Annotated in this window: 28 protein-coding genes, 1 tRNA gene and 1 pseudogene; 11 read left to right on the top strand and 19 right to left on the bottom strand. The window is 66.8% G+C overall.

Features of this window, described 5'->3' with window-relative positions; translation table 11 throughout:
- Positions 1 to 109 precede the first annotated feature (109 nt).
- From GST15_RS04215 to GST15_RS04180, 8 genes are all read left to right on the top strand, one after another.
- Positions 110 to 1,621 (top strand): ATP-binding protein, encoded by a 1,512-nt coding sequence (locus tag GST15_RS04215; RefSeq protein WP_159015988.1) that lies wholly within the window; start codon positions 110 to 112, stop codon positions 1,619 to 1,621.
- A gap of 20 nt (positions 1,622 to 1,641) precedes the next feature.
- Complete coding sequence (locus GST15_RS04210) at positions 1,642 to 2,340, top strand: response regulator (protein WP_159016444.1); 699 nt, start codon at positions 1,642 to 1,644, stop codon at positions 2,338 to 2,340.
- 174 nt (positions 2,341 to 2,514) lie between these two features.
- Positions 2,515 to 3,132 carry a CDP-alcohol phosphatidyltransferase family protein gene (locus GST15_RS04205; protein ID WP_159015987.1) on the top strand — a complete coding sequence of 206 codons (618 nt, stop codon included), beginning with the start codon at positions 2,515 to 2,517 and terminating at the stop codon, positions 3,130 to 3,132.
- Positions 3,133 to 3,190: 58 nt separating this feature from the next.
- Positions 3,191 to 4,285, top strand: coding sequence for a class III poly(R)-hydroxyalkanoic acid synthase subunit PhaE (gene phaE / locus GST15_RS04200; protein ID WP_159015986.1), 1,095 nt, complete (start codon positions 3,191 to 3,193; stop codon positions 4,283 to 4,285).
- On the top strand, positions 4,282 to 5,352 hold the full coding sequence (locus tag GST15_RS04195) for a class III poly(R)-hydroxyalkanoic acid synthase subunit PhaC (protein ID WP_159015985.1): 1,071 nt from the start codon (positions 4,282 to 4,284) through the stop codon (positions 5,350 to 5,352). Before phaE ends, GST15_RS04195 begins: the two co-directional genes overlap by 4 nt.
- Positions 5,353 to 5,366: 14 nt before the next feature.
- Positions 5,367 to 5,801, top strand: a complete 435-nt coding sequence (locus tag GST15_RS04190; RefSeq protein ID WP_425482205.1) for a hypothetical protein — start codon at positions 5,367 to 5,369, stop codon at positions 5,799 to 5,801.
- Between the two features lie 441 nt (positions 5,802 to 6,242).
- On the top strand, positions 6,243 to 7,724 hold the full coding sequence (locus GST15_RS04185) for an asparagine synthase-related protein (protein ID WP_159015984.1): 1,482 nt from the start codon (positions 6,243 to 6,245) through the stop codon (positions 7,722 to 7,724).
- Positions 7,725 to 7,940: 216 nt separating this feature from the next.
- Positions 7,941 to 8,165, top strand: coding sequence for a hypothetical protein (locus tag GST15_RS04180; RefSeq protein WP_159015983.1), 225 nt, complete (start codon positions 7,941 to 7,943; stop codon positions 8,163 to 8,165).
- Between the two features lie 97 nt (positions 8,166 to 8,262).
- On the opposite strand, the gene GST15_RS04175 is transcribed toward GST15_RS04180, so the two are convergent.
- The 13 genes from GST15_RS04175 to GST15_RS04115 form a co-directional block, all read right to left on the bottom strand.
- A tRNA-Leu gene (locus GST15_RS04175) sits at positions 8,263 to 8,349 on the bottom strand.
- Positions 8,350 to 8,373: 24 nt separating this feature from the next.
- The gene (locus tag GST15_RS04170; RefSeq protein WP_159015982.1) at positions 8,374 to 8,967 is read right to left on the bottom strand and encodes a cysteine dioxygenase family protein; all 594 of its coding nucleotides are present in this window, start codon (positions 8,965 to 8,967) and stop codon (positions 8,374 to 8,376) included.
- 116 nt (positions 8,968 to 9,083) lie between these two features.
- Complete coding sequence (gene metX / locus GST15_RS04165; protein WP_159015981.1) at positions 9,084 to 10,205, bottom strand: homoserine O-acetyltransferase MetX; 1,122 nt, start codon at positions 10,203 to 10,205, stop codon at positions 9,084 to 9,086.
- A 9-nt stretch (positions 10,206 to 10,214) separates the two neighbouring features.
- Entirely contained in the window at positions 10,215 to 11,213 is a 999-nt protein-coding gene (locus GST15_RS04160) for a tetratricopeptide repeat protein (RefSeq protein ID WP_159015980.1), read from the bottom strand.
- Positions 11,213 to 11,650: a cytochrome c-type biogenesis protein gene (locus GST15_RS04155; protein WP_159015979.1), complete on the bottom strand. Its 438-nt coding sequence runs from the start codon at positions 11,648 to 11,650 to the stop codon at positions 11,213 to 11,215. The genes GST15_RS04160 and GST15_RS04155 overlap by 1 nt, the downstream gene beginning before the upstream one ends.
- Entirely contained in the window at positions 11,647 to 12,207 is a 561-nt protein-coding gene (locus GST15_RS04150; RefSeq protein WP_159015978.1) for a DsbE family thiol:disulfide interchange protein, read from the bottom strand. Before GST15_RS04150 ends, GST15_RS04155 begins: the two co-directional genes overlap by 4 nt.
- Positions 12,204 to 14,141 carry a heme lyase CcmF/NrfE family subunit gene (locus GST15_RS04145; protein ID WP_159015977.1) on the bottom strand — a complete coding sequence of 646 codons (1,938 nt, stop codon included), beginning with the start codon at positions 14,139 to 14,141 and terminating at the stop codon, positions 12,204 to 12,206. Before GST15_RS04145 ends, GST15_RS04150 begins: the two co-directional genes overlap by 4 nt.
- 4 nt (positions 14,142 to 14,145) lie before the next feature.
- Positions 14,146 to 14,610 carry a cytochrome c maturation protein CcmE gene (gene ccmE / locus GST15_RS04140; RefSeq protein ID WP_159015976.1) on the bottom strand — a complete coding sequence of 155 codons (465 nt, stop codon included), beginning with the start codon at positions 14,608 to 14,610 and terminating at the stop codon, positions 14,146 to 14,148.
- The gene (gene ccmD / locus GST15_RS04135; RefSeq protein WP_159015975.1) at positions 14,607 to 14,771 is read right to left on the bottom strand and encodes a heme exporter protein CcmD; all 165 of its coding nucleotides are present in this window, start codon (positions 14,769 to 14,771) and stop codon (positions 14,607 to 14,609) included. The genes ccmE and ccmD overlap by 4 nt, the downstream gene beginning before the upstream one ends.
- The gene (ccmC, locus tag GST15_RS04130) at positions 14,768 to 15,517 is read right to left on the bottom strand and encodes a heme ABC transporter permease CcmC (RefSeq protein ID WP_159015974.1); all 750 of its coding nucleotides are present in this window, start codon (positions 15,515 to 15,517) and stop codon (positions 14,768 to 14,770) included. Before ccmC ends, ccmD begins: the two co-directional genes overlap by 4 nt.
- Positions 15,518 to 15,525: 8 nt before the next feature.
- Positions 15,526 to 16,197 (bottom strand): heme exporter protein CcmB, encoded by a 672-nt coding sequence (gene ccmB, locus GST15_RS04125; protein ID WP_159015973.1) that lies wholly within the window; start codon positions 16,195 to 16,197, stop codon positions 15,526 to 15,528.
- Positions 16,194 to 16,835, bottom strand: coding sequence for a heme ABC exporter ATP-binding protein CcmA (gene ccmA, locus GST15_RS04120; RefSeq protein ID WP_159015972.1), 642 nt, complete (start codon positions 16,833 to 16,835; stop codon positions 16,194 to 16,196). The genes ccmB and ccmA overlap by 4 nt, the downstream gene beginning before the upstream one ends.
- Before the next feature lie 30 nt (positions 16,836 to 16,865).
- Positions 16,866 to 17,330, bottom strand: a complete 465-nt coding sequence (locus GST15_RS04115; RefSeq protein ID WP_159015971.1) for a DUF3293 domain-containing protein — start codon at positions 17,328 to 17,330, stop codon at positions 16,866 to 16,868.
- An 85-nt stretch (positions 17,331 to 17,415) separates the two neighbouring features.
- Here GST15_RS04115 and GST15_RS04110 point away from each other — a divergent pair, with 85 nt between their 5' ends.
- Positions 17,416 to 18,573 (top strand): pyridoxal phosphate-dependent aminotransferase, encoded by a 1,158-nt coding sequence (locus tag GST15_RS04110; RefSeq protein ID WP_159015970.1) that lies wholly within the window; start codon positions 17,416 to 17,418, stop codon positions 18,571 to 18,573.
- 11 nt (positions 18,574 to 18,584) lie between these two features.
- On the top strand, positions 18,585 to 19,382 hold the full coding sequence (locus GST15_RS04105) for an amidohydrolase (RefSeq protein ID WP_159015969.1): 798 nt from the start codon (positions 18,585 to 18,587) through the stop codon (positions 19,380 to 19,382).
- On the opposite strand, the gene GST15_RS04100 is transcribed toward GST15_RS04105, so the two are convergent.
- The 3 genes from GST15_RS04100 to GST15_RS04090 all read right to left on the bottom strand — a co-directional run bounded on the left by GST15_RS04100 (position 19,383) and on the right by GST15_RS04090 (position 21,763).
- The gene (locus GST15_RS04100) at positions 19,383 to 20,405 is read right to left on the bottom strand and encodes a HAMP domain-containing sensor histidine kinase (protein WP_159015968.1); all 1,023 of its coding nucleotides are present in this window, start codon (positions 20,403 to 20,405) and stop codon (positions 19,383 to 19,385) included.
- Positions 20,402 to 21,100 (bottom strand): response regulator transcription factor, encoded by a 699-nt coding sequence (locus GST15_RS04095; protein ID WP_159015967.1) that lies wholly within the window; start codon positions 21,098 to 21,100, stop codon positions 20,402 to 20,404. Before GST15_RS04095 ends, GST15_RS04100 begins: the two co-directional genes overlap by 4 nt.
- Positions 21,101 to 21,163: 63 nt before the next feature.
- A complete protein-coding gene (locus tag GST15_RS04090; RefSeq protein ID WP_159015966.1) occupies positions 21,164 to 21,763 on the bottom strand; it encodes a Spy/CpxP family protein refolding chaperone in 600 nt (199 codons plus the stop codon).
- Positions 21,764 to 21,923: 160 nt separating this feature from the next.
- On the opposite strand from GST15_RS04090, the gene GST15_RS04085 reads away from it, so the two are divergent.
- Positions 21,924 to 22,655, top strand: coding sequence for a hypothetical protein (locus GST15_RS04085; RefSeq protein ID WP_159015965.1), 732 nt, complete (start codon positions 21,924 to 21,926; stop codon positions 22,653 to 22,655).
- Between the two features lie 58 nt (positions 22,656 to 22,713).
- Here GST15_RS04085 and GST15_RS04080 read toward each other — a convergent pair whose 3' ends face one another.
- The 3 genes and pseudogenes from GST15_RS04080 to GST15_RS04070 form a co-directional block, all read right to left on the bottom strand.
- A complete protein-coding gene (locus GST15_RS04080) occupies positions 22,714 to 24,477 on the bottom strand; it encodes a pseudouridine synthase (protein ID WP_159015964.1) in 1,764 nt (587 codons plus the stop codon).
- Between the two features lie 181 nt (positions 24,478 to 24,658).
- A pseudogene (gene scpB / locus GST15_RS04075) lies at positions 24,659 to 25,223 on the bottom strand (SMC-Scp complex subunit ScpB); the annotation flags it as partial.
- Positions 25,224 to 25,230: 7 nt separating this feature from the next.
- Positions 25,231 to 26,142, bottom strand: a complete 912-nt coding sequence (locus GST15_RS04070; RefSeq protein ID WP_159015963.1) for a segregation and condensation protein A — start codon at positions 26,140 to 26,142, stop codon at positions 25,231 to 25,233.
- Between the last annotated feature and the right edge of the window lie 20 nt (positions 26,143 to 26,162).

Here is a 26,162-nt window from a genome sequence, read left to right as displayed (position 1 = left end):
CCGCGGCGGCTCACGACGCGTAAATTCTTCGTAAAGGCCACGGCGAAACCCATGCCGCGCGAGTGCAGGCTTGCGTGCACAATCCCGCCAGGCCCCAGGGCGATCCGCGATGCACGCAGCGCAGCCACGCAATCTCGAGGACAGCAACCCGGCAGGTGCGGCCGGTGGTTATGCGCTGGCCGTGCTTGGCGTGCTGGTGGCGGTCGCGGTGGCCGCCGCGGCCCAGCAGTGGGTCGGGCTCGGCGATCTGTCCTTGGTGTTCATGCTGGCGGTGCTCGTCGTGGCCGTGCGCACCAGTACCGGCCCGGCCGTCTTGACCGCGGTCCTGTGCTTCCTGTCGTACAACTTCTTCTTCATCGCGCCGCGCTACAGCTTCTACATCCATGCCTGGCAAGGCGTGGCAACCGTGGGGCTCTTCCTGGCCGCGGCATTGCTGGCGGGTCGGCTCGCATCACGACTGGCCATGCAGGTACATGCGCTGCGCGTCGCCAACGAAGCCGCGGTCGCCAGGCAGGAGCTCGGCCAGAGGTTGGCGGTTGCCGCGGACGCGGACGAGGTCATGAAGGCCGCCGACGAAATCTTCCGGCGCAGGCTGGATGCGCACGTCTGGATCAGGATCGGCGACAACTCGCTGCACGTGGCGGGTATCGAACCGCCGGCATTGCAGGTGCTTCGCAGCACCGAGCGACTGGCCAGCGGGCTCCATCATGCGGAGACGATCGAGGAACACGGCTGGTGGTTCCTGCCCTTGCGCGCTCCGTCGTCGACTCTCGGCGTGATCGGTCTCAAGCTTCACGAACCATTGGGCGAATCCCGGCGCCAGCTTGCGCGGGCGATGGCCGATGACATTGCCCAGGCATTGTTGAGGACCCGCCTGGTGGCGGACCTGCAATCGGCGCGGCTCGCGAACGAGACCGAGCGTTTGCGGAACGCGTTGTTGTCGTCGGTTTCCCATGACCTGCGGACGCCGCTGGCGGCGATCATCGGTGCGGCCGGCAGCCTGGAGCTGTATCGCGAAGCCATGAGCCCCGAAGACCGGCGTGCCCTGCTCGACACGATCCGCGGCGAAAGCGAACGCCTGGACCGATATATCCAGAACCTGCTCGACATGACGCGGCTGGGTCACGGCACGTTGCTGCTCAATCGCGAATGGATCGGCGTGGATGAACTGATCGGCTCGGCCGTTGGACGCCTGCATCGCTACAGGGCCGACGCGCGGTTCGACATTTCTGTCAGCCGCGGGATCGGGGCGATCTGGGTGCAGCCGGCATTGCTCGAGCAGGCCCTGTTCAACGTGATCGAGAATGCAGCCGGATTCTCACCCCCGGGCGAGGCGATCGGCATCGACGCGGCGCTCGTCGATGGCCGGCTGCGGATCGAGGTTTCCGATCGTGGGCCCGGTATCCCCGAAGACGAGCGCGAGCGCATCTTCGACATGTTCTACAGCGTCGAGCGGGGCGATCGCAGCCAGCATGGCACCGGCCTGGGCCTGGCGATCTGCCGGGGGATGGTGGCCGCGCACGGCGGTACGGTGGAAGCGCGTCCGGGCGCCAACGGGAGCGGCACCGTCATCCGTATCACGCTACCGCTGGCCAGTCCGTCGTCGGGGCCATCGGCATGAGCGATCATCCTCTCCAGCCGATGCCAACGACGCCGCCGGTGCGCGTCCTGGTGATCGATGACGAGCCGCAGATCCGCAGGTTCCTCGACATCAGCCTGAGGGCACAGGGCTATGCGGTCTCACTTGCGGGCACAGGCCAGGAAGGCATGGATGCGCTGGCGCTCAGCGGCGCCGATATCGTGGTGCTGGACCTGGGCTTGCCGGATCGCGACGGCCAGGCCGTGCTGGTCGAGATGCGGCAGTGGTCGCAGGTGCCGGTGATCGTGTTGACGGTGCGCTCCAGCCAGGCGGAAAAAGTCGCCGTGCTCGATGCCGGTGCGAATGACTACGTCACCAAGCCGTTCGACATCCAGGAGCTGATGGCCCGCATCCGCGCCCTGATCCGATCCCACGCGCTCACCGACGAGGCGACGCCTGTTTTCGATGACGGGACCTTGCGGATCGACCTGGCGCGTCGCGAAGTCCGGCTCAACGGCGAGGGTGTCGTCCTGTCGCGCAAGGAGTACGCACTGCTCGCATTCCTGGTCCGCCACGCCGGTCGCGTGGTCACCCAGCCACAGTTGCTGCGCGAACTCTGGGGGCCGACCCACCAGGAGGACACGCACTACCTGCGGATCCTCGTCGGGAAGCTGCGCCAGAAGCTTGGCGACAACGCGGCGGCGCCACGCTGGATTGCGACCGAACCCGGCGTCGGGCTGCGCTTCCTGGCGCCTCCGTAAGCAAGCGTATGCGGCAGCGGCTGGTTTGGTGTTGCCGGTTTGCCGTCAGGAGCCTTTGCGCAAACGCCACATTTCACGCCTGAATCGTGGTGGGCTGGCAGCCGGCGAGAGACACGGTTTGCCGCCTTCACCCATTATTTGGCACGCTGGCGCCTGTCTTCGCGGAAACCCGACATGAAACGACGTCATTTCTCGATGTTGCGCGAGTTCCACCTCGCCGACTGGTTCACGCTGGCCAATGCCTTCTGCGGCACCGGCGCGGTGTTCGCGGCGATGCGATTCCTGCAGGACGGCGTGGTTCGTGACCTGTTGTGGGGGATGGCGTTGATCCCGGCGGCATTCGTCTTCGATGCGCTCGACGGCCGCATCGCGCGCTGGCGCAAGGTCGCCTCCACCCTCGGACGCGAGCTCGATTCGCTCGCCGACGTGATCTCCTTCGGCGTTGCGCCAGCCGCGCTGGGCTATGCCTGCGGCCTGCAGGGCGGCTGGGACTGGGTGGTGCTGTCGTACTTCGTCGGTTGCGGCGTCAGCCGCCTGGCGCGTTACAACGTCACCGCCGAGTCGCTGTCGGGCGATGAGGGCAAGGTCAAGTTCTTCGAGGGGACGCCGATCCCGACCAGCATCGTCATCGTGGGCCTGCTGGCCCTGGCCGCGCACCAGGATCGCCTTGGCGTGGACCTCTGGGGCGGCGTGGTCAAGCTTGGTCCCTGGTTATTGCATCCGATGGTGCTGGTATACGCGCTGTCCGGGTCGCTGATGATCAGCAAGACCCTGCACATCCCCAAGCCCTGATGCGCAAACGACAGGACAACCTGCGCGGCGCTAGCATGGCGCACCACTGGAGACGCCGATGAACACGCAATGGCCGGGTGACTTCGAATCCCTCGCACGACAGTACTGGGCGGGCTGGGGCAACGCCATGCGCAACGGCCCCGCGACTGGCGGCGCAAGCACGCCCAACTGGCAGGACGCCATCGACTGGTGGAGCAAGCTCGCGCAAGGCAAGTCGCATGACGCCAATGCCACGGTCGATCGCTTCAACGCGCAGGCGCGCGACTGGTACGGGCAGATGCAGCAGGTTGCCGCGCAGTTCGCCGGGCACGAGGCCAAGCCGCACGACATCGCCGCCGAGTGGAAGCGCGCGATGGGAGCATTCGGGGACAACCCCTTTCCCGAAATGTTCCGCGCGATGCAGGGGCAGGGTGCCCATGGGCTGGAGCAGTGGACCGAGGCAGCGGCACCGTGGCTGGATGCATGGCGTCGCGAAAGCAAGACATTGCTGGGAATGCCGACGTTCGGCATCGGCCGCGAACACCAGGAGCGGTTGCAGAAGCTCGCGCAGGCGCAACTGGACCTTCAGCAGCACGAGAACGCCTACAACGCGTTGATGCTCAAGTCCGCGGAGCGCGCCTATGCCGTCTTCGAGAGGAAGCTCGCCGAACGCGATGCGCCCGGACGGCAGCTGACGACCGCGCGGGCCTTGTTCGACCTGTGGATCGAAGCGGCCGAGGAAGCGTATGCCGAGATGGCGCTGTCACCCGAATTCCGGGACGCGTATGGCGCGCGCGTCAATGCGCAGATGCGACTGCGGCAGGCCGTGCAGGGCGAGGTCGAGCGGATGAGCGCGACCCTCGGGATGCCGACGCGCTCGGACCTGGATGCCGCCTTCCGCAAGATCGCGGACCTGGAGCGCGCCATGCGCAAGTTGCGGGACGACATTGTCGACCGCCAGCCGGATGCGCGTGCCGAGGCGAAAAGGCCAGTGGCTGCATCGACCAAGGCACCCTCCGCTGGCCGTGCGTCCGCACCGGTTGCCGCACGAAAAGCAAAACCCACAGCCGCCGCCAGGCCTGCCGCGCCCGCGCGCGCCCGGAAAACTGCCGCGAAGCAGGCCATACGCAAGGCACCCGCGAAAAAGACCACCGCGAAGGGCAGGCAGCGATGAGTGGACCGCTCGATTTCACCGCGCAGGGTCTCGCGGACGAAGCAACGCGCATGCGCGACAAGCTCGGCGCGGGCCTGGAAACCTTGCGCAACCTGGATGACGTCAACTATGGCGCCACCCAGCGCGAGGAAGTCTGGCGCGACGGCAACGTCGTGCTGTATCGCTACCACGGCGACCACGTGCCGACGGCGTCGGTTCCCCTGCTGATCAGCTACGCGCTGGTCAATCGTCCCTACATGGTCGACCTGCAGTCGGATCGTTCGATCGTCAAGGGCCTGCTGGCGCGAGGGGAGGACGTCTACATCATCGACTGGGGATATCCCGACCGATCGGACCGCTACCTCACGCTGGAGGATTACATCGAGCGTTTCCTCGGCGGCGCGGTCGACCATCTGCGCCGGCATCACCGGCTGGATGCCGTCAACCTGCTGGGCATCTGCCAGGGCGGCGTGTTCGCACTGTGCTATGCGGCATTGCACCCGGCCAAGGTCCGCAACCTGGTGACGATGGTGACGCCGGTGGACTTCCATACCGACGACAACATGCTGTCCGGGTGGGTCCGCAACCTCGATGCCGACCTCTTCGTCGACACGGTTGGCAACGTGCCCGCCGATGTCATGAACTACTGCTACCTGATGCTGAAGCCGTTTCGCCTCAACCTGCAGAAGTACGTCGGGCTGGTCGACATCCTCGACGACAGGAAGGCCGTCGAGGATTTCCTGCGCATGGAAAAATGGATCTTCGATTCGCCCGACCAGGCCGGTGAAGCCTTCCGCCAGTTCATCAAGCAGTTCTACCAGGCCAACGGTTTCGTCAACGGCGGCGTGCGCATCGGTGCCAACGAAGTGCACCTGGGCCTTGTCGAGATGCCGGTGCTGAACATCTTCGCCGAGCAGGATCATCTGGTGCCACCGGATGCGTCGCGGGCGTTGAAGGACCTGGCCGGCACCAAGGACTACACCGAGCTGTCGTTCCGCGGGGGGCATATCGGCATCTACGTGTCCGGCCGCGCGCAGCAGGAGATCCCGCGGACCATCCACGACTGGCTGGCCAAGCGGTCGCGTTGACGCCAAAGACCGCACTGCGGGGCACGGGAATGGTCCTCGGCATGCTGTGGACCCTTCCGAATACGTTGCTGGGCTTGATCGCAGGCATCGCGGGCATTGCGTCCGGGGCGCAGGTGCACTGGAGCCGTCGCGAGCTTGCGCTGGTGTTCAATCGCATGCCGTGGGGCCCCGGCGGCGCGCTGACGCTGGGCAATACGATCCTGCATACCGGCGATACGCTCGACAGCGCGTGCGTCACCTACGCACATCGCGCCGGGCGCGCCGAGCCGGCCATCGTGCTCGCCGACCACGAGCGCGGGCACGTGTTCCAGTACATGGCGCTGGGGCCGCTGTTCCTGCCGCTGTACTGGATCTGCGGCGGCATTTCGGCGTCCAACCGATTCGAGTATTCGGCCGACCGCTATGCCAGGACCGGGCATGGCTGGTGGCCATGGTGGAGCCAGACATGACAGGTCCTGGCTTGACGCCGGCATCACGACGCAAGTCGTAACCTGCGCGCGTCGGAGAAGTACGAATCGATATGTGCCGGTCATGGTGCAAACCAGCCAGCCAACTCGGTCCAGACCACTCCGGCATGGAAGGCTCAGTCCCCTCCGAGGTCAACCCTCGTGAGACTGGGCCTTCTTCCTTTGGCGCCAAGGCAACGGGACGTGGGGCGCGCGGCCACCTTGGCCTATTCGCGAGCGGAAATTCGCGAGCGGCCAGAACAGCATTGATGTCGTTCGGCTTGTCACGGCGGACGCGGCCGCTGGGGTTGCCATTCCTCAGTTGGCTTCCTTCCAAAAGCTGAATGAGACACGCTGTTTTCACGCCGCCTTCAATGACCAAAGACCCAAGCTCTGCTGCGCAATCGGCCGACGTCGGTTGGACAAGACATTCGTGGAAGAAGAGTGCAGATACAGCTATCGCCCTATCACGGCAGGCCCGATTTCACTGGCATCGAGGCGTCCTCTTCGGGCGACATCGATGCGGTTTCCGTGGCCGACATCCTGCGCAACGCATTCGTCTATCCCCCGCACTCGATCCTGGAGAACGTGAAGCTTGCGAGCTTCGGTTTCGACGCCGGGCAGGACATGCGCGCCGGGCCCGAGTTCCGGTTTGCCTTTCGCGAGGCGGACATGCAGCCCGAGCGGGACGTGCCGTCGTCCGGGGAGCTCGTCAAGACGTACCACCGGCTCCTGTGCGAGGCGATCCAGGCGTCGACCGCCGACATGCGAACTCCCTGGCTGTTGCAGAGTGGCGGCAAGGATTCCACCAGCCTCGCGATCGCAATGGCCGACGCCAGGCCCGACGCAACGTGCCTGACTTACCTCGGCGGAAGCGAGGAGAACGAAATCGAGTCCGCCTCCGCGGTCGCGCGCACGCTCGGCCTGCGGCATGAGGTGGTTGTCTGCGATCCGGGTCGCTGCTACGACCGCTACCTGGCGGTCATGCACCGGATGCCGCTGCTGACGGCCGACTTCGCGCTTCTCTCGTACATCGACATGGCGACCGAGATCGCCGCGCGGGGTGGCGACGGTATCGTCGACGGGTTGGGTTCGGACATCTACTTCGGCATGCCGGCTCCCGCGCGGAAACGCCTGCTGACGATGCTGGCCAAGGACGAGCGCTGGCCCAGGCACCTGGTAGAACTGCCGCTCATCGGCGACAACTTCAAGTTGTGTTTCCTGCTTGGCACCTTGCAGATGAATTCCCGCGAGCGATATTTCCCGGGCTCGCGCTTTTCGGACGATGAAGTGGACGCCCTGATGGGCAGGGATATCGCGCGTGCGTCACGCGAGCGGATGGCGCCCTTCGAGAAGGAACTGTCATCGGCGACAAGCGCGGACGAGCTGCGCGCCATGATGCTGTGCATCACCGAGGCCGGGGCCGGATTCGCCAAGGGCCTCTACACCGGAAATGCGCTCTCCTTGCCCATCGCGTATCCCTATTGCGATCGTCGGCTGCGCGAATGGGTTGCGCGTGATCTGCCACGCAACCAGCGCGTCGACGTCAGCGGAAGGCGGAACAAGATCCTGGTGCGCCAGCACATCGGAGCCCATTTTGGCGAGCTGACCTACGTCGTGCAGAAGAAAGGCAGTTTCCGCTTCGACCTCGTTGGCCTGGCCCGCGAGCGCTTCGACCAGGTACATGCATTCGCGCACGAAGCACGCGACATGGTGCCGGGGGCCGCGGCGTGGCTCGAGCGCAACCGGCGGCGCATGGGGAACAAGTTCCATGCGTCGCGTTTCTACCTGCTCGCCGTGGTGCTGCCCTGGCTCGCCCGCCCCGATCACGCGGCGGGCCACGGCCACGAACGGGCGATGGGACCGGCGCATCGCGTCGGAATGACGGATGCCGTGCCCGGAGAGAAGGGCGCGTGGGTGGCCTGACCGCCGAGTCGATGGTGGGCTTCCGCCGGGGTTGAGGACAATCGAGGACCGTGCGTCGTTCGCGTGACCGGCCACTTTTCCCCGGTTGCCCGATCATCGACCCGTCAGGCGGTAGTGCCGGCCCGACAAGCCGCCCGGTGAACCAGCAGCCGTGCCGCATCATTCCGGCGAGGCTGCATCGCCAGGCCTCGACCATCATTCCGCCGGGGGGCCGCCATGAATATCGAGAATCTCGAAGCCATACTCAACGACATGCGTTCGGCCAGGTTCGATGACGCCCAACACGCCACGCGGCTGGTGCGCCAATGGGCCGAGGATATCGACGCAGCCATTTCCGATCATCTGCTCGCCGAGTTGGGTATCAACTTCAGCGATGAATCGATCGACCTTGTTCCATCATTGGCCGATGGCCCCTTGCTGGAGGACGACTCTGTCGGATGAGGCACCGCGTTCGGGATGCCTGGAAACAGACGGCCCCGGATCATTCGGGGCGCTGATGCGAGTCCAAGCCGTCCCTTGATGTGCAGGAATCCAGGCTTGGTGCCGAAGGTGGGACTCGAACCCACACGCTTTTAAGGGCGGCGGATTTTGAGTCCGCTGCGTCTACCGATTCCGCCACTTCGGCGCGGACGCGCAGTATAGCCGACGCTCAGGCCGCTTCGTCGGTCAGCAGTTCCTTGGGCGTGCGCGCATACCATTCGCCGTCCTGTGGGGTGAACATCGAGCAGCAGCCCATCGGCGCCTTGTAGATGTGCAGCGAGATGGCGATGGCGTCGGCGCTGGCGTTGCGGATGCTGTGGTATTCGTGCGGCGGAATCAGGCTGCCGGCACTGCCAGGGCCTGCCTGCATGCCGCCGGCGGCGCGGAAACGGAATTGCTCGCCATCGCGTTCGAGCAACTCGTACTGGGTGATTTCCAGTTGCCCGCCCCAGACGCCCTCGACGCACCACAGCCCGCAGTGGTCGTGGATGGGCGTGCCCTGGCCCGGCCCCCATGTCATCGCGACGACGCTGTAGCCGTATCGCGCGCTGCGGTACAACTCGCGCCGCGCGTAGTGATCGGAGATGGGCTCATGCACGCAATCCGGCAGCTGGACGTCGTGGTCGCGGATCAGCCGGCACAGGGCGTTGCGAAGCGCGGACGTGACCGCGTGCTGGTCGCCGCTTTCCACCGCCGCATCGAGTTCGGCTACCAGCTTGGCGCGGCCGGGGAAGGCGAGGTCGGGGCAGGGAGATGGGTCCATGGGTGGCGATTCTACGCCGCGCAGCGATCACATTTGCCTGCAATCGAGCTTCCACGTGCCGACGCGCGAATGGATCGCGCCCGGCGGCAGCTCAGTAACCCATACCGCCGAAACCGCTACGTGGACGCCAGGAAATCGCCCACGGCCGGCCCGAAGCGGGCGATATCGACCAGGAAGGCGTCGTGTCCCTGCGGCGAGGGCAGTGGCAGGAACGTCGCCTCCGCCCCGCCTGCCCGCAGTCCGTCGGCAATCTGCTCCTGTTGCTGCAGCGGGAACAGGATGTCGGTCGACACGCCGATGGCCAGGGCGCGCTCGACCTGGATACGCGCCAGTCCGGCGATGACGTCGCGGCCGTCGGGCGCGTACTCGGCCATGTCGAACCAGTCCATGGAGCGGCTGAGATAGAGGTAGCAGTTGGGATCGAAACGACGCACGAAGCGGCGTGCGTGGGCCTCCAGGTAGCTTTCGACCTCGAACTCCAGGCCGAAGGGATCCTCGTCGGCGCGGCGGTCCGAGTCCAGCCGGACGCGACCGAAGCGCCCGTCCCATTCCAGCGCGGAGCGATAGGTGATCACGCCCAGCTTGCGCGCCATGCGCATGCCGGCTTCCGGGTAGTGGTCGTCGTCGTAACGTCCCTGGTTCCAGGCCGGATCCAGCCGGATCGCCTCGCGCTGCAGCGAGCGGATGGCGATGGAAAATGGCAGGGCGCATGCGCTGCCGCAGATGTTGATATGGCTGCGTGCGGAGCCCGGGTAGCGCAACAGGTAGGCCAGTGCGCACATGCCGCCCATGGAATTCCCGATCAGGCAGGCGAGGCGCTCGATGCCCAGCGCCGAGACGACCGACGCGGCGGCGTCGGCAACGTCCTCCAGCGACAGCGCGGGGAAGTCCAGCCGGTAGGGCTCGCCGGTTGCCGGATTGATCGATGCCGGACCGGTCGATCCCTTGCAGCTGCCCAGCGCGTTGACGCAGACCACGAACCACCGATCGCTGTCGATCGGATTTCCCGGCCCGAGCATCGGCTCCCACCAGCCGGGTTGCTGGTTGCCCGCATTCGCCGCCGCGTGGGCGTCCGGCGACAGGCCGGTCAGGATGAGGATGGCGTTGTCGCGTGCGGCATTGAGCGTGCCCCACGTCTCGTAGGCGACGCGGCCGTTGCGCAGTGCGTCGCCGCGCTTCATCGGCAGGACTGCCGGGAGTTGGTGGAACAGGGTGCCTGGCGGGATGAATTCGGTCATGGCGCAAGCTTACTTGCGCACCGTGCCCAGCGTCAGTTGCACCGTCGATGCGGCCGGCAGCCGCACCAGCACGGGCGCGGATTCGATGTCGCCGGCTTGCGGCATGGCGTTGCCGGTCATGGACAGGCGCGCGATGACTTCGACCTGCGTTTGCGTCGACAGCCGCTGCGTCGGCATGGGTGAATCGCTGTCGTCGAGCGTTGCCGTGAACGGCAGGTCCTGCACGCCGTGCCTTTCGACGGCCAGCGGCATCGGCGGTCCATTGGGCGCACGCGCGATCACGAAGATCGTTGCATTGGCGCCCACCCGCGATAGCAGCTTCGGATCGAGCGCGACAGCCACGCGCAATCCTGCGTTGGCCGAGGCCTTGGGCTCGGGGAGTATGGGCAGGCCAGCCTGTTTGCGTGCCGTGTTGATCTCGGCACGCAAGGGCACGGCTGTCCGCGCGTCCACTTGCGCCAGCAATGGCTCCCAGGTTTTGGCCGCAGCGGCGGCCTGTCCCGCCTGGAATTGCGCGATGCCCAGGAACCAGCGCGCACGCTGGTGATCGGGCTTCACGTCCAGGGCGTGCGTCAGCAGTGCCACCGCCGATGGAGCGAACCGGCGTTGCGGGTCGGCGAGCGCGCTCGACTCCGCCGCTTCGACCAGGACATCGGCCTGGTCGGGCGCGAGTTTCGCCGCGTGCGCATAGGCGTCGCGGGATTTGTCGAGTTGCTGGCTGGATGCGTAGGCACGACCCAGCAGGCGCCAGCCTTCCACCTGGGACGGGTCGCGTTGCAGGGCGGCTTCGAGTTGTCCGATCGCATCGTTGAGGGTCGCCGGGCGCTGCACGTTGGCTTCGTCCAGCGCGGCAGGCGTGCCCAGCAATGCGTAGAGACCGCTGGCTGCCAGGAGGACCACGACGCCGATGGCAGCCGTGGAACGCGGAGCCTGTCGCCAGAGCGGCCGCAGCACGACGATGAGGAGGACCAGTGTGGCCAGCGCGGCGATGGCGGCGAAGATCGGCATCACCACTCCTGCGTGTCGTCGATGGGGACGGCCCCGCCGCCGCCATGGCGGCGCACGACGCGGGCGACGAAGACTCCGCCGGCGAGCAGCAACAGCGCGGGCCCGAACCACAGCAGCCACGTGGTGGCTTCGATGCGCGGCTTGTAGAGCACGAACTCCCCGTAACGCGCGACCAGATAGTCGCGGATTTCGGCGTCACTCCTGCCCTGGCGCATCAGCGTGAGGATTTCGCGGCGCAGGTCATGCGCGATCTGCGCATTGGAGTCGGCGAGCGACTGGTTCTGGCACATCACGCAGCGCAACTCGGTGACCAGCGCATGGAACCGCTGCTCCTCCGCCGGATTGCCGAAACGCAGCGGGGCGGGATCGCCCACCGCCTGCGCACATGCGGTGGTGGCGGCGAGCAGCAGGAACAGCGACAGCAGCCATGCCTTCATCGACCGTGCTCCACCTGGATCAACGCGGGCAGCAATTCGTCGTTGACGATCGGATCGGTCAGGGCGCCGACGTGCTTCCAGCGCACGATGCCGTTGCCATCGACCAGGAAGGTTTCGGGCGCGCCATAGATGCCCCAGTCGAGCGCATAGCGGCTGTCGTAGTCGACCAGGACCACCCAGTACGGGTTGCCCAGTTGCTCGAGCCAGCGCAGTGCATCGGCGTGTTCGTCCTTCCAGTTGTAGCCGATGACGCGCACGCGCTTGGTCTCGGCAAAGCGCGTGATCACGGCGTGCTCCTCGCGGCACGACGGGCACCAGCTACCCCAGACATTGAGCACGAATGGGGCACCCTTGAGGTCGGCCAGCGACACCAGGCGGCCGGGCTCGTGCAGGGTTGGCAGCGAGAACGCCGGTGCATGCTTGCCGATCAAGGGCGAGGGCAGGGCGTCGCGGTCAGGCCGGCGACTGAGCCACACACCGGCCGCGAGCAGCACGGCCAGCAAGGCGAACATCGCCAGCGGCAGCCATTTGAGTGGGCGTCGGGAAGTGCTGGTCATGTCGTGGCCTTATCGCCTGGACGGCTGCGGAATCGGCGATCGGTGGCAGCGACGAGTCCACCCATCGCCATCAGCACCGCGCCAAGCCAGATCCAGCGCACGAATGGCTTGACATGGACACGCACCGCCCAGCTGCCACCACCCAGCGGCTCGCCGAGGGCCACGTAGAGGTCGCGGGTCATTCCGGGGGCGATGGCGGCTTCGGTCATCACCTGGCCGCCGCTTGCGTACGTGCGTTTTTCCGGATGCATGTCGGCCAATGCCACGCCGTTGCGCGACACCTGCACGGTGCCGAGGTCCGACAGGTAGTTGGGGCCGGGGGATCGGATCACGCCCTGGAAACGAAAGGCGTGGCTGCCGAGCGTCACGGTCTGCCCTGGTGCGAGGGCGAGCTCGCGTTGTCGGCTGAGGCCTTCCGTCAGCAGTGCGCCAACGAGGAAAACCGCAACGCCGACGTGGGCCAAGGTCATGCCCATCATCTCGGGGGTGAAGGCCACGCCCTTGCCGCGCAGTCGCGTCCAGAGGAATCGCATCGTGCCGAGCACCACCCACGCCGAACCGGCGACGCCCGCCGCGACTTTCCATGCGCCCTGCGGCGCGGTGAAGAAAGCGGCGACGCCGATGCCCAGCGCAAGTCCCGCCCATGGCAGCAGCATCGCGATCGGGCGCGATGCCTGCTCGCGCTGCCAGCGCGTCAGCGGACCGAATGGCAACAACAACACCAGCGGCGCCATCAGCAGGACGAACAGCAGCGCGAAGTACGGCGGACCGACCGAGATCTTGCCCAGGTCCAGCGCGTCGGCGAGCAACGGATACAGGGTGCCGAGCAACACCATGGCGCAGGCCGATGTCAGCAACAGGTTGTTGGCCAGCAACAGGGTTTCGCGCGATGCGGGAGCGAAGCGCTGTGCGGCATCGCCATCGACATCATCCGGGGAGCGCAGCGCGTACAGCAGCAGCGATCCGCCGACCACCAGCCCGAGGAAGACGAGGATGAACAAGCCGCGGGTCGGATCGGCCGCGAAGGCATGCACGCTGGTCAGCACGCCCGATCGCACCAGGAAGGTGCCGAGCAGCGACAGCGAGAATGCCGCGATCGCCAGCAGCAGCGTCCAGCCGCGGAAGGTGCCGCGTTTTTCGGTCACAGCCTGCGAGTGCAGCAACGCGGTGCCCACCAGCCAAGGCATGAAGCTGGCGTTCTCCACCGGATCCCAGAACCACCAGCCGCCCCAGCCCAGTTCGTAATACGCCCACCACGACCCCAGCGCGATGCCGACGGTCAGGAAGGCCCACGCGACGTTGGTCCACGGACGCACCCATCGCAGCCAGCGTGCGTCGATCTTCCCATCCAGCAACGCGGCGATCGCGAATGCGAACGGCACGCAGAAACCGACATAGCCCAGGTACAACATCGGCGGATGGATGATCATCCCCGGGTCCTGCAGCAGTGGATTCAGGTCCTGGCCTTCGAGTGCCGCGGGCAGCAGGCGGCTGAACGGATTGCTGGTGAAGATCAGGAAGGCGAGGAAGCCGAACGCGATCGTGCCCATGACGCCAAGGACGCGCGCGATCACGGCTTGCGGCAGGCGCCTGGAGAACAGCGCCACGGCCGCCGTCCACAGCGAGAGGATCAGCGCCCACATCAACAGCGAACCCTCGTGCGCGCCCCATACCGCGGTGTAGCGATAGACCATCGGCAGCAGTGAGTTGGAATTGACGGCGACGTAGCGCACCGAGAAGTCCTGCGTCACGAACGCATGCGTCAGGATCGCGAACGCCGATGCCACGAGCGCCAGTTGCGCGAAGGCCGCCGGCCGCGCCACCGCCATCCACGCGGCGATGCCGCGTTGCGCGCCGGCCAGCGGCAACACCGCCTGCAGGGCCGCGACGAGGAGCGCCAGGATCAGCGCGAATTGACCGAGTTCGGGGAGCATGCGGTTATTGCGCCGGCGCGTCGGCAACCGGCTGCACGCCGTGTTTCTGGTGCGCCGATGCCATCTTGTCGGCGACTTCCTTCGGCATGTAGGTCTCGTCGTGCTTGGCGAGGACTTCATCGGCGACGAAGGTGCCGCCCTGCATGTGGCCGGTGGCGATCACGGCCTGCTTCTCGCGGAACAGGTCGGGAAGGATGCCGGTGTAGGAGACCGGCAGCGTCGCGTCGCCATCGTCGACCGCGAAGTGCGCTTCCATCGACCCTTTGGCACGCTTGAACGAGCCAGCCTGGACCATGCCGCCGAGGCGGAATCGCGCGTGGTCGCCGGCTTCGCCCTTGAGCACTTCCGACGGCGTATAGAGGTAGGCGACATTGCGCTGGAGCGCCATCGCCACCAGTGCGGTCGCGGCGCCCGCTGCGGCAAGCAGCACGAGCAGAAGCAGCAAGCGGCGCTTGCGGATGGGATTCATCGAATCAACTCCGGTTGTGCGGGGCGCGACGTCTCGCGCGCGGCCCGCAGTCGCGCCGCGCGCAGTTGCGCGCGCAGCAGGAAACGTGGTGCAAGCAGGTCCCACAGCAGGACGATGCCGAAGACGGCATAGGCCGCGATGACATAGTTCTGGTAACTCATCGGCTCGCCCCCGCCATCCGCGCCACCCAGTCCTTGCCGGATTCGCGTCGCAGGTTGTCGGCGCGCGCGCGCGCCAGCAGCGACCCGACGAACCAGACATGGGTGCCGATCACCATCGCCCACAGCGGCGGCAGCATGCTGGCATCCATGTGCGACTTGCCGAACAGGCTGATCGTCTGGCCTTGGTGCAACGAGTTCCACCAGGTGACCGACCAGTGGATGACCGGCAGCAGCGCCACGCCGACGATGGACAGGAACCCGGCGGCGCGCGCGGCCGCGCGGCGGTCGTCGATCGCGTTGTAGAGGCCCATCATGCCCAGATAGAGGAACAGCAGGATCAACTCGGTCGTCAGGCGCGGATCCCAGTCCCACCAAGTGCCCCACATCGGCTTGCCCCAGATCGAGCCGGTGGCCAGCGTGATGAGGGTGAAGGCGGCGCCGATCGGCGCGCAGGCCATCGCGAGGATCTCGCAGAGCTTGATCCGCCAGATCAAGGCGATGGCCGCGTAGAACGCCATCAGCGCGAAGATGGCCATGCTCATCCATGCGCTGGGCACGTGGATGTAGAGGATGCGGAAGCTGTCGCCCTGCTGGTAATCCGCCGGCACCACGAACAACGCGCCGTAGAGGCCATACGCCATCACCAGCGCGCCGAGCACATGCGCGACGGGCGCCCAGCGTGCGGCGAACCGGTCGAAATACGGCGGTGAGCCGAGCGTGTGGAACCAGCGGATGACGGGATGCATGGGGCTGTTCAACTCAGGGCGATACGAAGGGCCGCGGCCGCGGCCAGCGGCGCCAGGACCAGCGCCAGCACGAGGCCTGCGCCCAGCAGCAGCAGGGCGCCACCCGGATCCAGTCCTTGTGCGGCGGCAGCGACACTGCCTGCACCGAATACGAGCACCGGCACGTAGAGCGGCAACGCCAGCAGTGCGACAAGGATACCGGACCCGCGCATGCCGACGGTCAGCGCGGCCACCACGGCGCCCAGCAGGCTCAGCAGCGGCGTACCAAGGGCCAGTGAGGCCATCAGCACCGGCAGTTGGACGTGTGGCAGGTGGAGGAGTTCCGCCAGGAACGGCGTGGCGACCAGCAACGGCAGCACCGTCGTCGCCCAATGCATGAAGGTGCGCACGAGCACGAGCCAGGCCAGCGGCACCGGGGCGAGCATCCACTGGTCCAGGGTGCCGTCCTCGGCATCGCCGCGAAACAGCGATTCCAGCCCCAGCAGTCCCGCCAGCAGGATCACCAGCCACAGCACCGCGGGCGCGACCTTGGCCAGGGTGCCTGGTTCCGCCCCCAGCGCCAGCGCGAACAACACCACGACCAGCAGCGCGAACAGCGCCGGCTGCAGCGCGTCGCCGCGCCTGCGCCAGAGCAGGCGCAGGTCCCGAACCATCAGCGCCTTGGCGGCCGTGGCCATCATGCGGGGCGCTCCAGGTGCAGCAGGCGCGTGCGCACCGGCGGGGCGGCATAGGCGCCGTGCGTGGTCAGCAGCGCCGCGCCGCCGTCGCGCAGATGCGCCTGGATCATCCGGTTGACCAGGTTGATGCCCTCCAGGTCGAGGTTGGCGTAGGGCTCGTCCAGCAGCCAGAGCGGGGCCGGCGCCAGCCACAGCCGCGCCAGCGCCAGCCGTTTCTTCTGGCCGGCCGACAACTGGCGCACCGGGGTGTCCTCGAATCCGGCCAGGCCGACGATCGCCAGGGCGTTGCCCGGCATCTGTCCCCGGCGACGACCATGCAGCCCGGTGAAGAAATGCAGGTTGTCCAGCGTCGTCAGATCGGCCTTGAGCGCGCCCAGGTGGCCGAGATAGGCCATGGCACGGGCGCGCAGGGCAGGGGTCGCCGCCGCTCCGTCGATGTCCACCTGGCCGCCGTCGGCGTGCAGCAGGCCCGCCAGCACGCGCAGCAGGGTGGTCTTGCCGGCGCCATTGTCGCCCTGCACCAGCAAGGCTTCGCCCGCGTCGATGACGAAATCCAGCGGGCCGAAAACAGGCTGCTCATTGCGCGCGAATACAAGGCCGCGTGCGGCAAGCAGCGGCGGGTTCGTCTGGGTCGGAAGCATTTCGTGCGGCGGTAGCCGGCGCGGAAAGCGTCATTCTACCCAGTCGGTCCACAAGTCAGGGAGCGCCTTGGTCGGGCAGGGGTGGTACATCCGCAGGCGGACGCCGTCTCCGCGCGTCCAGGCGAGCGTCCCGTCCTGGTCGAATCGCCGCGCCAGCCGGTCCAGGTCGGCCAGGGCCAGGTCCTGCACGAGCCATCCGGCTTCGCGATGGCCGCCCTGCGCGTCGTCGGCGACGGCCCGCCAGCGCGCGAGCTGCAATCGATCCAGTTCAGCCGCGAGCGCGCCATCGGCTGCGGCATTGTCCATGCGCTCCTCCGCTTCCGAATTGCCATTCCACGCGGTGATGAAGGCAAACGATCGCCCAGGCAGCGCCGTCTCGAGCGCGGAAGCGGTCGACCCGACGCGCACGCTGCCCGTGTCGCCCAGTGCGGGCACCTGATAGCGGGCCTTGCGGAAGGCAGCGGCCAGCGCCGCCAGGTCATCGGGATTGGCCATGTCGCAGTATCGCCGCGCGTCGTGCATGCAACCGGCGAATAGTCCGTGTCTTAGACTCCACCGCTTATCCACTGGCTGGCAGACGATGACTGCACCCACGCTCGCAACCAAGTTGCCCAAGGTCGGCACCACGATCTTCACCGTGATGTCGCAACTCGCGGCCGAACACCGTGCCATCAACCTGGGCCAGGGATTTCCGGATTTCCCCGTGCCCGCGCGCCTGGTCGATGAACTCGCCAATGCCATGCGCGCAGGCCACAACCAGTACGCGCCGATGAGCGGGATCGCGCCTCTGCGCGAAGCCATCGCCGGCAAGACCGAGCGCTGTTACGGCTGGCGTCCCGACGTGGATTCCGAAATCACGGTGACATCCGGCGCTTCGGAAGCGATCTTCGATGCCGTCGCCGCGCTGGTGCGCGCTGGCGACGAAGTCATCGTGCTGGACCCCTGCTACGACTGCTACGAACCGGCGATCGACCTGGCCGGGGCGCGGGCGATCCACGTTCCACTGGATCCAGTGAGTTTCGCCCCGGACTGGGACCGCGTACGCGCGGTCATCGGTCCGCGAACCCGCATGCTGATGATCAACAGTCCGCACAATCCCTCCGGCGCGATGTTGACCGCCGACGACATGCAGGCCATCGCCGGATTGCTCCGCGGCACGGACATCTGGCTGTTGTCCGACGAGGTCTACGAACACATCGTGTTCGACGGCGCGCGCCATGAATCGGTGCTGCGTTATCCCGAATTGCGCGAACGCGCGATCGTCGTGTCCAGCTTCGGCAAGACCTACCACTGCACCGGCTGGAAGATCGGCTACTGCATCGCGCCGCCGGCACTGTCGGCGGAATTCCGCAAGGTGCATCAATACAACACCTTCTGCACGTTCGCACCGGCGCAGCATGCGTTCGCGGCGATGATCACGCAGGAGCCCGCGCATTACGAGCAGCTGGGTGCCTTCTACGAATCCAAGCGGGATCGCTTCCGCCAGCAGTTGCAGTCGACGCGCCTGCTGCCGTTGCCCGTGCAGGGCGGGTACTTCCAGCTCGTCGACTACAGCGCCATCAGCGACCTGGATGACGTCGCCTTCTGCCGCTGGTTGACCATCGAGCACGGCGTCGCATCGATTCCACTGTCGCCCTTTTACGAGACCGCGCCGGTGGGCCAGCGACTGGCACGCCTGTGTTTCGCCAAGAACGCGTCGACGCTGGATGCAGCGATCGAACGCCTGCAGGCACTGTAAGGAGCCATTGGATGGACGACCTCCGCATCTCGCTGGTCCAGGGCGCCACGCGCTGGCTCGACCCGGCCGGCAATCGCGACTATTACGGCCGCCTGATCGCGCCGCTGCATGGCATCACCGACCTCATCCTGCTGCCTGAGACATTCACCAGTGGCTTCAGCAATGAAGCGATCCACAACGCCGAAACCATGCAGGGCCCGACGGTCGCATGGCTGCGCGAACGGTCGCGCGCTTTGGGCGCCGCCATCGCCGGCAGCGTGCAGATCCGCGATGGCGACGGTGTCTACAACCGCCTGCTGTTCGCCACGCCCGATGGTGGCCTGCAGCATTACGACAAGCGCCATCTGTTCCGCTATGCGAAGGAGCACGAGCGATACGCCGCCGGAAGCGCGCGCCTGACCGTCGAATGGAAAGGCTGGAGGATCTGTCCACAGGTCTGCTACGACCTGCGTTTCCCCGTGTTTTCGCGCAACCGCTTCAACGTCGAGCGGCCGGGCGGCATGGATTACGACCTGCTCGTTTACGTGGCGAACTGGCCGGCGGTACGGTCCTACGCGTGGAAGACCCTGCTGCGCGCGCGCGCCATCGAGAACCTGTGTTTCGTCGCCGGCCTGAACCGCGTCGGCATCGATGGCAATGGCTTGGAATACTCCGGCGACAGCACCGTGCTGGACGTGCTCGGCCATCCATTGAGCGAATCGACCGATGGCGAAGTCGTCACCACGACGACGCTTCCCGCTGCGGAGCTGCTCGACCATCGTGCGCGCTTTCCGGCGATGCTCGACGGAGACGCGTTCGCGCTGGCTTGATCAGTCGCTTCGATCCGTGCGCGGTGGCGGAGGCAGGACCAGTTCGAAGAGGCAACCGCCTTCCGGCCGTGGCAGGCAGCGGATGCGTCCGCCGTGCAGGTCGCTGATCTGCCTGACCAGCGATAGCCCAAGTCCCCATCCGCTGCCGGTTTCGCTGGAGCGCTCAGGGCGATAGAAGGGTTCGAAGATGCGTTCGCGCTCCGCCTCCGGGATGCCCGGCCCGCGATCGCCGACCTGCATGACGCGATTGCCGTCGGAGTCTGCGAAGAGAACCGCCGTCGCATCCGCGCCGCCGTGCTTCAGCGCGTTCTCAAGCAGGTTACGGGTCAACCGGCGTAACAGGCGAGCGTCGCCACGCACGTCCAGGCTGACGACGTCGAAAGCAAGGCCGAGCCGCGCGCTTTCCTCGGCGACGATGACCGACAGGTCGATGCTGCCTTCAGGCAACGTGGTGTCGGTTGTCTCGAGTTTGCTCGCCAGCAGGATCTCCTCGATCTGTTCGTCGATTTCCGAACAGTCCTTCTCCATGCTCCGCAGCAGGGCGGGGCTGGGGTCCGTCTCATGCAGCGCCAGCGCCATGCGGATGCGTGCCAGCGGCGAGCGCAGTTCGTGCGAAGCATTCATCAGCAGTCGCCGGTGGGCATCCAGCAGCAGCGAGACGTGGTCGGCGGTGGCGTTGAAACTGGAGGCCAGGCGCGCGACTTCGTCGTGCCCGGAGACATCCGCACGCGCGGAGAGATCACCGTTGCCGAACCGCTCCACGCTCGCCGACAGGTTTTCCAGCTGCCGCGTGAGACGGCGCGCGACGGGGTACATCGCCAAGGCCACCAGTGTGGCAATGCCGATGATGATGGCGATCCCGTCGAAGTGCAGGTGCAGCGCGTCCGAATGCATCCGCTCCAGCAGCACGAGGCCATCGGAGCGCCCCGCGATCCAGCGCCATAAGAGCGCACACAGCACGACGACGGAAACCAGTGCCGCCAGCGATGCCAGGTAGATGCGCAGGTACAGGTGCCGGATCATATCGACGCACCATCGTCCTGGATTCGCGTGAACAGATAGCCGGCGCCACGCATGGTGACGATGCGCTTCGGTTGCCGGGGATCGTCTTCGATGGCAGCGCGGATGTTCGAGATGTGGACGTCGATCGTCCGGTCGAATGCACCTGCAGGCCGACCTGCGACCGCATCGAGGAGTTGGTTGCGGGAGACGACGCGTCCGGCGCGTTCGGCCAGCGCGACCAGGATGTCGAACTGGAATCCGGTCAGCGATCGGCTGTCGCCATCGATGCGGACGTCGCGCGCCTCGCGGTCGATTTCGAGTCGGCCGAAGCGCAAGGTCGGATTCACCGCGCCAGCGCCGCGGCGCAGGATCGTTCGCAGTCGCGCCAGCAGTTCGCGGGGGTCGAAAGGCTTCGGCAAGTAGTCGTCGGCGCCCAGTTCGAGGCCCACGACGCGATCGGTCGCCTCGCCGCGCGCGGTGAGCATGATGATCGGCACGTTGCTGGTTTCCCGCAGCCGGATGCAGACGTCCAGGCCGCTCGCGTCGGGCAGCATCAGGTCCAGGATGATCGCGTCCGGGGACGAACGCCGCTGCTCATCCAGACCAGCGGCCGCCGTGTGCCGGCACGTCACGGCGTAGCCGCCGCGCGACAGGTACTGGTCGAGCATCGCGCACAGGCGCTCGTCGTCGTCGATGATCAGGATGCGTTTCGACATGGGTGCCTGGGTCTCTGTGGGTCGCAGCCGCCGGCGATACCGGCAGCTGCGCATCATCCCGGATCAGCCGCCGTGATGGTGACCGGCACCGTCCGCCATCATCCGGTCGAGTTTCCCGCCGATGGCCTGGCGCTGCGCTGGCGTGAGCAGCCTGGCAACCTGGATGGCGGCTTCCGTCAACGTCCGGCTGGCGTCGACGGCCACCCGGTCCTGCTCCGTGCGGATCCGCTCGACCGCGGTCTCGTCGATTCGGCTCGCGACGAGCAGCTGTTTCAGTTCGCCAGCTGACGCATGGTAGCGCGCCATGTCGGCGTGCTCGGCGAGCATCGCGTCGTGGACGATGCGGTCGATCGCCTGATTCTGCGGCGCGGTGACGTTCGCCTGCGCCAGCACGCTATCGAAATGCGCTCGCATGCCGGCATGGGAGTGTCCATGCATGCGTGCGAACCACGACGGATTGCTGTCGGGGACGCCGGCCTGCGTCGCGGCCAGCGCCGACGGAGCGGCCATGACATAGACAGCCGTCACGCTCCCTGCCATGGCTACGGCCATGAACAAGCCGCGCAGGAACAAACCCTTGTTGGCGGGACGACGTTGCTTCTCGTTGCTCTTCATCTGTTGCACCTCGAGTCGTGAGTGGTGGCCGCCGGGTGCGGCGGTCACGTGCAGCATCGATTGCGAGAATTCACGGCGCGCAAAGCCACTGTAAAGATTTGTTTCGCACGATCTGGACAGGCGGCGCGCCGATTACAAATCTTTACGTGCCAACAAGATGGGCAACACGCGGCGTCGATAGTTTGGTGGCCGGCATGGCGATCCCGACATGCATCGACTCAAGGACAAGACCATGCTCATTGAAACCGTCAGTGCCCCGGCGGGCCTATCGACCGGCACGCGATCCGCAGGCGCCGCGATCGCCGCAGCCACCATCGTGTCGACGATTTTCGTCGCGCTGGACCGCAGCGGTGGCGGCAGCAATCCGATGCAGATCCTGCAGGGCATTGCTGGCCTCACCCTGCTCAAGGAAGCCGTGCATGGCGTGGCGATCGCGAGCGTTTGCGCATACGCCTTCGGTTACACCAGCCTGTCGCGCCGGCTGGGCCTGTACCGGCCCCTGGTGCTCAGTGGACTGGTGGTCTACCTGATCGGCTGCATCGCGATGGTGGCTGCAACACTTCTGGATGGCTTCGTCACCCCGCACATCGCGGCCGATGCGATCCGTGCCACCGATCCTGCGCGGGTCCAGTTTGCGTACGACCTCGTCCACTACATCGGCGTCGTGCTCAATGATGCGGCGAAGCTGGGGTGGATCCTGCAGGCGGCGGGTGCGGCTGCTTGGTCGCTGGTATTGCTCGGGGAGCGCGGTGCCGCGCGGATCGTCGGCGTGCTGGGAGTGTTGTCGAGCGTGTTGGTGTGCGCGCTCGTGGCGGTCTCGACCGTCAACATGAGCATGGCGGCGCTGCTCGGCGTCCTGCTGGCACAGTTGGTGTGGAACCTGGCGGCTGCTGCCTTCCTGTTCCGTCGCCCCATCGATCCTGCGCGTCGACCGGTCTGACCGGCGCTGGTCAAGAAAAAGGGCGCCTCGGCGCCCTTCTCTTATCCAGTCCCCGCGATCAGCGGTTGCCACCCTGTGGCCCGCGTCCGCCGCCGGGACGGCCGCTGCCACGCGGACCGCTTGGGCGAGGAGCGCCGCCAGGACGGGGTGCGCCGCCCGGTCGCGGGGCGCCACCGGGGCGCGGAGCGCCAGGACGACCGCCCGGACGTGGACCAGCACCAGCAGGTCGTGGCGCGCGCGGCTTGTCGCCGTACGGGTTGAAGCTGCCTGGATTGGCGTGGTCGGACGGGAAGCTCGGCGCGTTGCCCGGATGTCCGTAGGGACGGGGAGTGCGCGGTCCTTGTCCCTGGCCACCAGGACCACCGGGACCGCGCGGGCCACGCTGCTCGAACCCGCCTTCGCGTCGCGGGCCGCGATCGGCAAAGCCACCGCCGCCCGGGCCGCGTTCACTGCGACCCTGGTAACCGCCGGCGCCTGCCGGGCGGGGACCACCCGGCCGCGTACCACCCGGACCACCGGGACGAGGGCCACCGGGCCGGCCTGCACCCGCTCCGGCCGGCTTGTTGCCGTACGGCCTGCGCGGCGCAGCGGCACCGTCGGGATTGCGATGTCCCGCCGGGCCGGTTTCGACGCCTTCTGGCACGTACCAGGTACGGAATGCCGCGGGGTTGCCGGACTCGTGTCCCGCGCCGGGCTGCTGGTCGCCACGTCCCGGGCCGCGCTGGCCTGGCTGGCGCGGACCCTTGGGCTTGAATGCCTTGTTGACCTGCTTGGCCGCCGCTTCACCGCTCACCGTCAGGCCGCCGTGCTTGCGCGGGCCGCCGCGACCGCGACCGCGATCTTCGCGGACGTTGTCGAAGCGCCGCAGCTCGCGACCTTCGTCGGCTGTGTTGTGGCCACCGACGTAACCCTGCGAGCGGTGCTGGCCGCCGACATGCACGGTCGACTTCGCGGCCTTGCGCTGGCCGATCACCGGCTGCAGCGTCAGTGCGGACGGCGTGCCATCCTCGAGGCCCAGTTCCTTGCGCAGGGCTTCGACCCGGTCGGCCGCCAGTTCCTGCGACTGTCCGCGCAGCAAGGGCTGCGGCAGTTCGATCTTGCCGTAGCGGATGCGCTTGAGGCGGCTGACCTGGCAGCCCTGCGATTCCCAGAGCCGGCGGACTTCGCGGTTGCGGCCTTCCTTCAATAAGACCCGGAACCAGTCGTGCGAGTCGGTGCCGCCGATGCGTTCGATCTCGTCGAACTTGGCTGGGCCGTCGTCGAGCGCGACGCCGCGCGCCAGTCGGTCGACCAACTTGTCCGACACGGTGTCCTCGCCTTCGGGCGCACGCACGCGGCAGACATATTCGCGTTCGACTTCGAACGACGGATGCATCATGGCGTTGGCGAGTTCGCCGTCGGTGGTGAGCAGCAGCAGGCCGGTCGTGTTGATGTCGAGGCGGCCGATGGCGATCCAGCGGGCGCCCTTCAACGCAGGCAGTGCCTCGAAGATGGTCGGGCGGCCTTCGGGATCCTCGCGCGTGGTGACTTCGCCTTCCGGCTTGTTGTACATCAGCACGCGACTGGGTTCGGTCAGCGCGCTGGCGACGAAGGTGCGGCCGTCGATCTCGATCTTGTCGCCGCCGGTGACGGACATGCCGACCTGCGCGATCTCGCCATTGACCTTGACCAGTCCGTCGGCAATGCGCTGTTCGAGCGCGCGACGCGATCCCAGCCCGGCCTGCGCCAGCACCTTGTGCAGGCGTTCCTCGAGCCGCGGGGTTTCGGCGGCGGTGTCGCTGTCGCGCTTCAGTGTCAGCGGGCGACGTGGTTTATCGATCATGAATTGCTCCGTGCGCTGTCGCCGTCTTCGGCGAGGGCGGTTTCGTTGGGTTCGTCTTGCGGTGATGTGGAGGAAACGCCTGGGATTTCGTCGTCGGCTTCCGGGGTCGATGGCGTCTGGTCGCCGGAGCCGTCGATCGTGTCGCTTGCGATGTCGCCGAGCGGCATGGACTTGCCTGCCGAGCCGTCGCCATCGAACTGCAGCTGGGGTTCCAGTTCGCCGATGTCCTTGAGTTCGGACAGCGGCGGCAACTCGTCGAGGCGCTTGAGCCCGAAATAGTCCAGGAACGTCCGCGTCGTGGCCAGCAGTTCAGGCTTGCCGGGGACATCGCGATGACCGACCACGCGAATCCATTCGCGCTCCTCCAGTGCCTTGATGATGTTGCTGTTGACCGCCACGCCACGCACCTGCTCGATCTCGCCGCGGGTGATCGGCTGGCGATAGGCGATCAGTGCGAGCGTTTCGAGCGTGGCGCGGGTGTAGCGGGTCTGTCGTTCGGTCCACAGGCGCGCAACCCACTGGTGCACGTCGGCCTTGACCTGGTAGCGGAAGCCCGATGCGAGCTCGACCAGCTCGACGCCGCGTTCGTCGCACGCGGACTGCAGCGATTCCAGCGCCAGTTCGACACTGCCATCGGGGGCCGGATCATCCAGTGAAAACAGGCCCTGCAATTGCGCCAGGGTGAGGGGCTGGTTGGCGGCGAGCAATGCCGCCTCCACGATCCGGGTGATGAGCGTCTGGTCCATGGGCAACTTATGGGTTGGGTTCGTTCGCGGCATCGGCCGCATCGTCGAATTCGCTGGTCAAGGCCAGCGGCTCGCCTTCGGCGATGGCGAGCGATTTCACGTAGATCGGGGCAAGCGGCGCGTCCTGCACCACGTCGAGCAACTGCTCCTTGGCCAGCTCGAGCAGCGCCAGGAAGGTCACGACCACGCCGAGCTTCCCCTCGCGCGGCTCGAACAGCGATTCAAACCGGTGGAACGCGCCACCGGCCAGCCGCGACAGCAACTCGCCCATGCGCTGGCGCACGCTCAGCGCATCGCGCTTGATGGCGTGCTGGGTGAACAGCTCCGCACGCTTGAGCACGTCATGCAGTGCCAGCAGCATCTCGCGCAGGTCGACCGGCGGTGGTAGCCGGACCGAAGCGCGATCGGGCAGGAATGCACTCGCCGGCGTGGTGTCGCGATCCTGGCGGGGCAGGGCATCGATGTCTTCGGCTGCCTGCTTGAAGCGTTCGTACTCCTGCAGGCGCCGGACCAGCTCGGCGCGGGGATCGCCTTCCTCGGTCTCGTCCATGGTCGACCGCGGCAGCAGCATCCGCGACTTGATCTCGGCCAGGATCGCGGCCATCACCAGGTATTCGGCGGCCAGCTCGAAGCGCATCTCGTGCATGGCCTGGATGTAGGTCACGTACTGGCGCGTGATCTCCGCGACCGGGATGTCGAGGATGTCGAGGTTCTGCCGGCGGATCAGGTACAGCAGCAGGTCCAGCGGACCTTCGAACGCATCGAGGATGACTTCCAGCGCATCGGGCGGGATGTAGAGATCCTGCGGGATCTGCAGCACGGGCTGGCCAAGCACCATCGCCAGCGGCATTTCCTGCTGCTGTGGCGGAGCGGTGGCCTGCGTTGGAGGGGTCGCGTCGGGCGCGGATTCGACAGTCATGCGGCAGTGGTCTTGGAGCT

It is taken from the genome of Cognatiluteimonas profundi (genome assembly GCF_009792795.1).
Classification (GTDB): Bacteria; Pseudomonadota; Gammaproteobacteria; order Xanthomonadales; family Xanthomonadaceae; genus Cognatiluteimonas; species Cognatiluteimonas profundi.
Note: the sequence above shows the minus strand (reverse complement) of the source record. Positions and strands in the feature narration are given on the sequence as shown.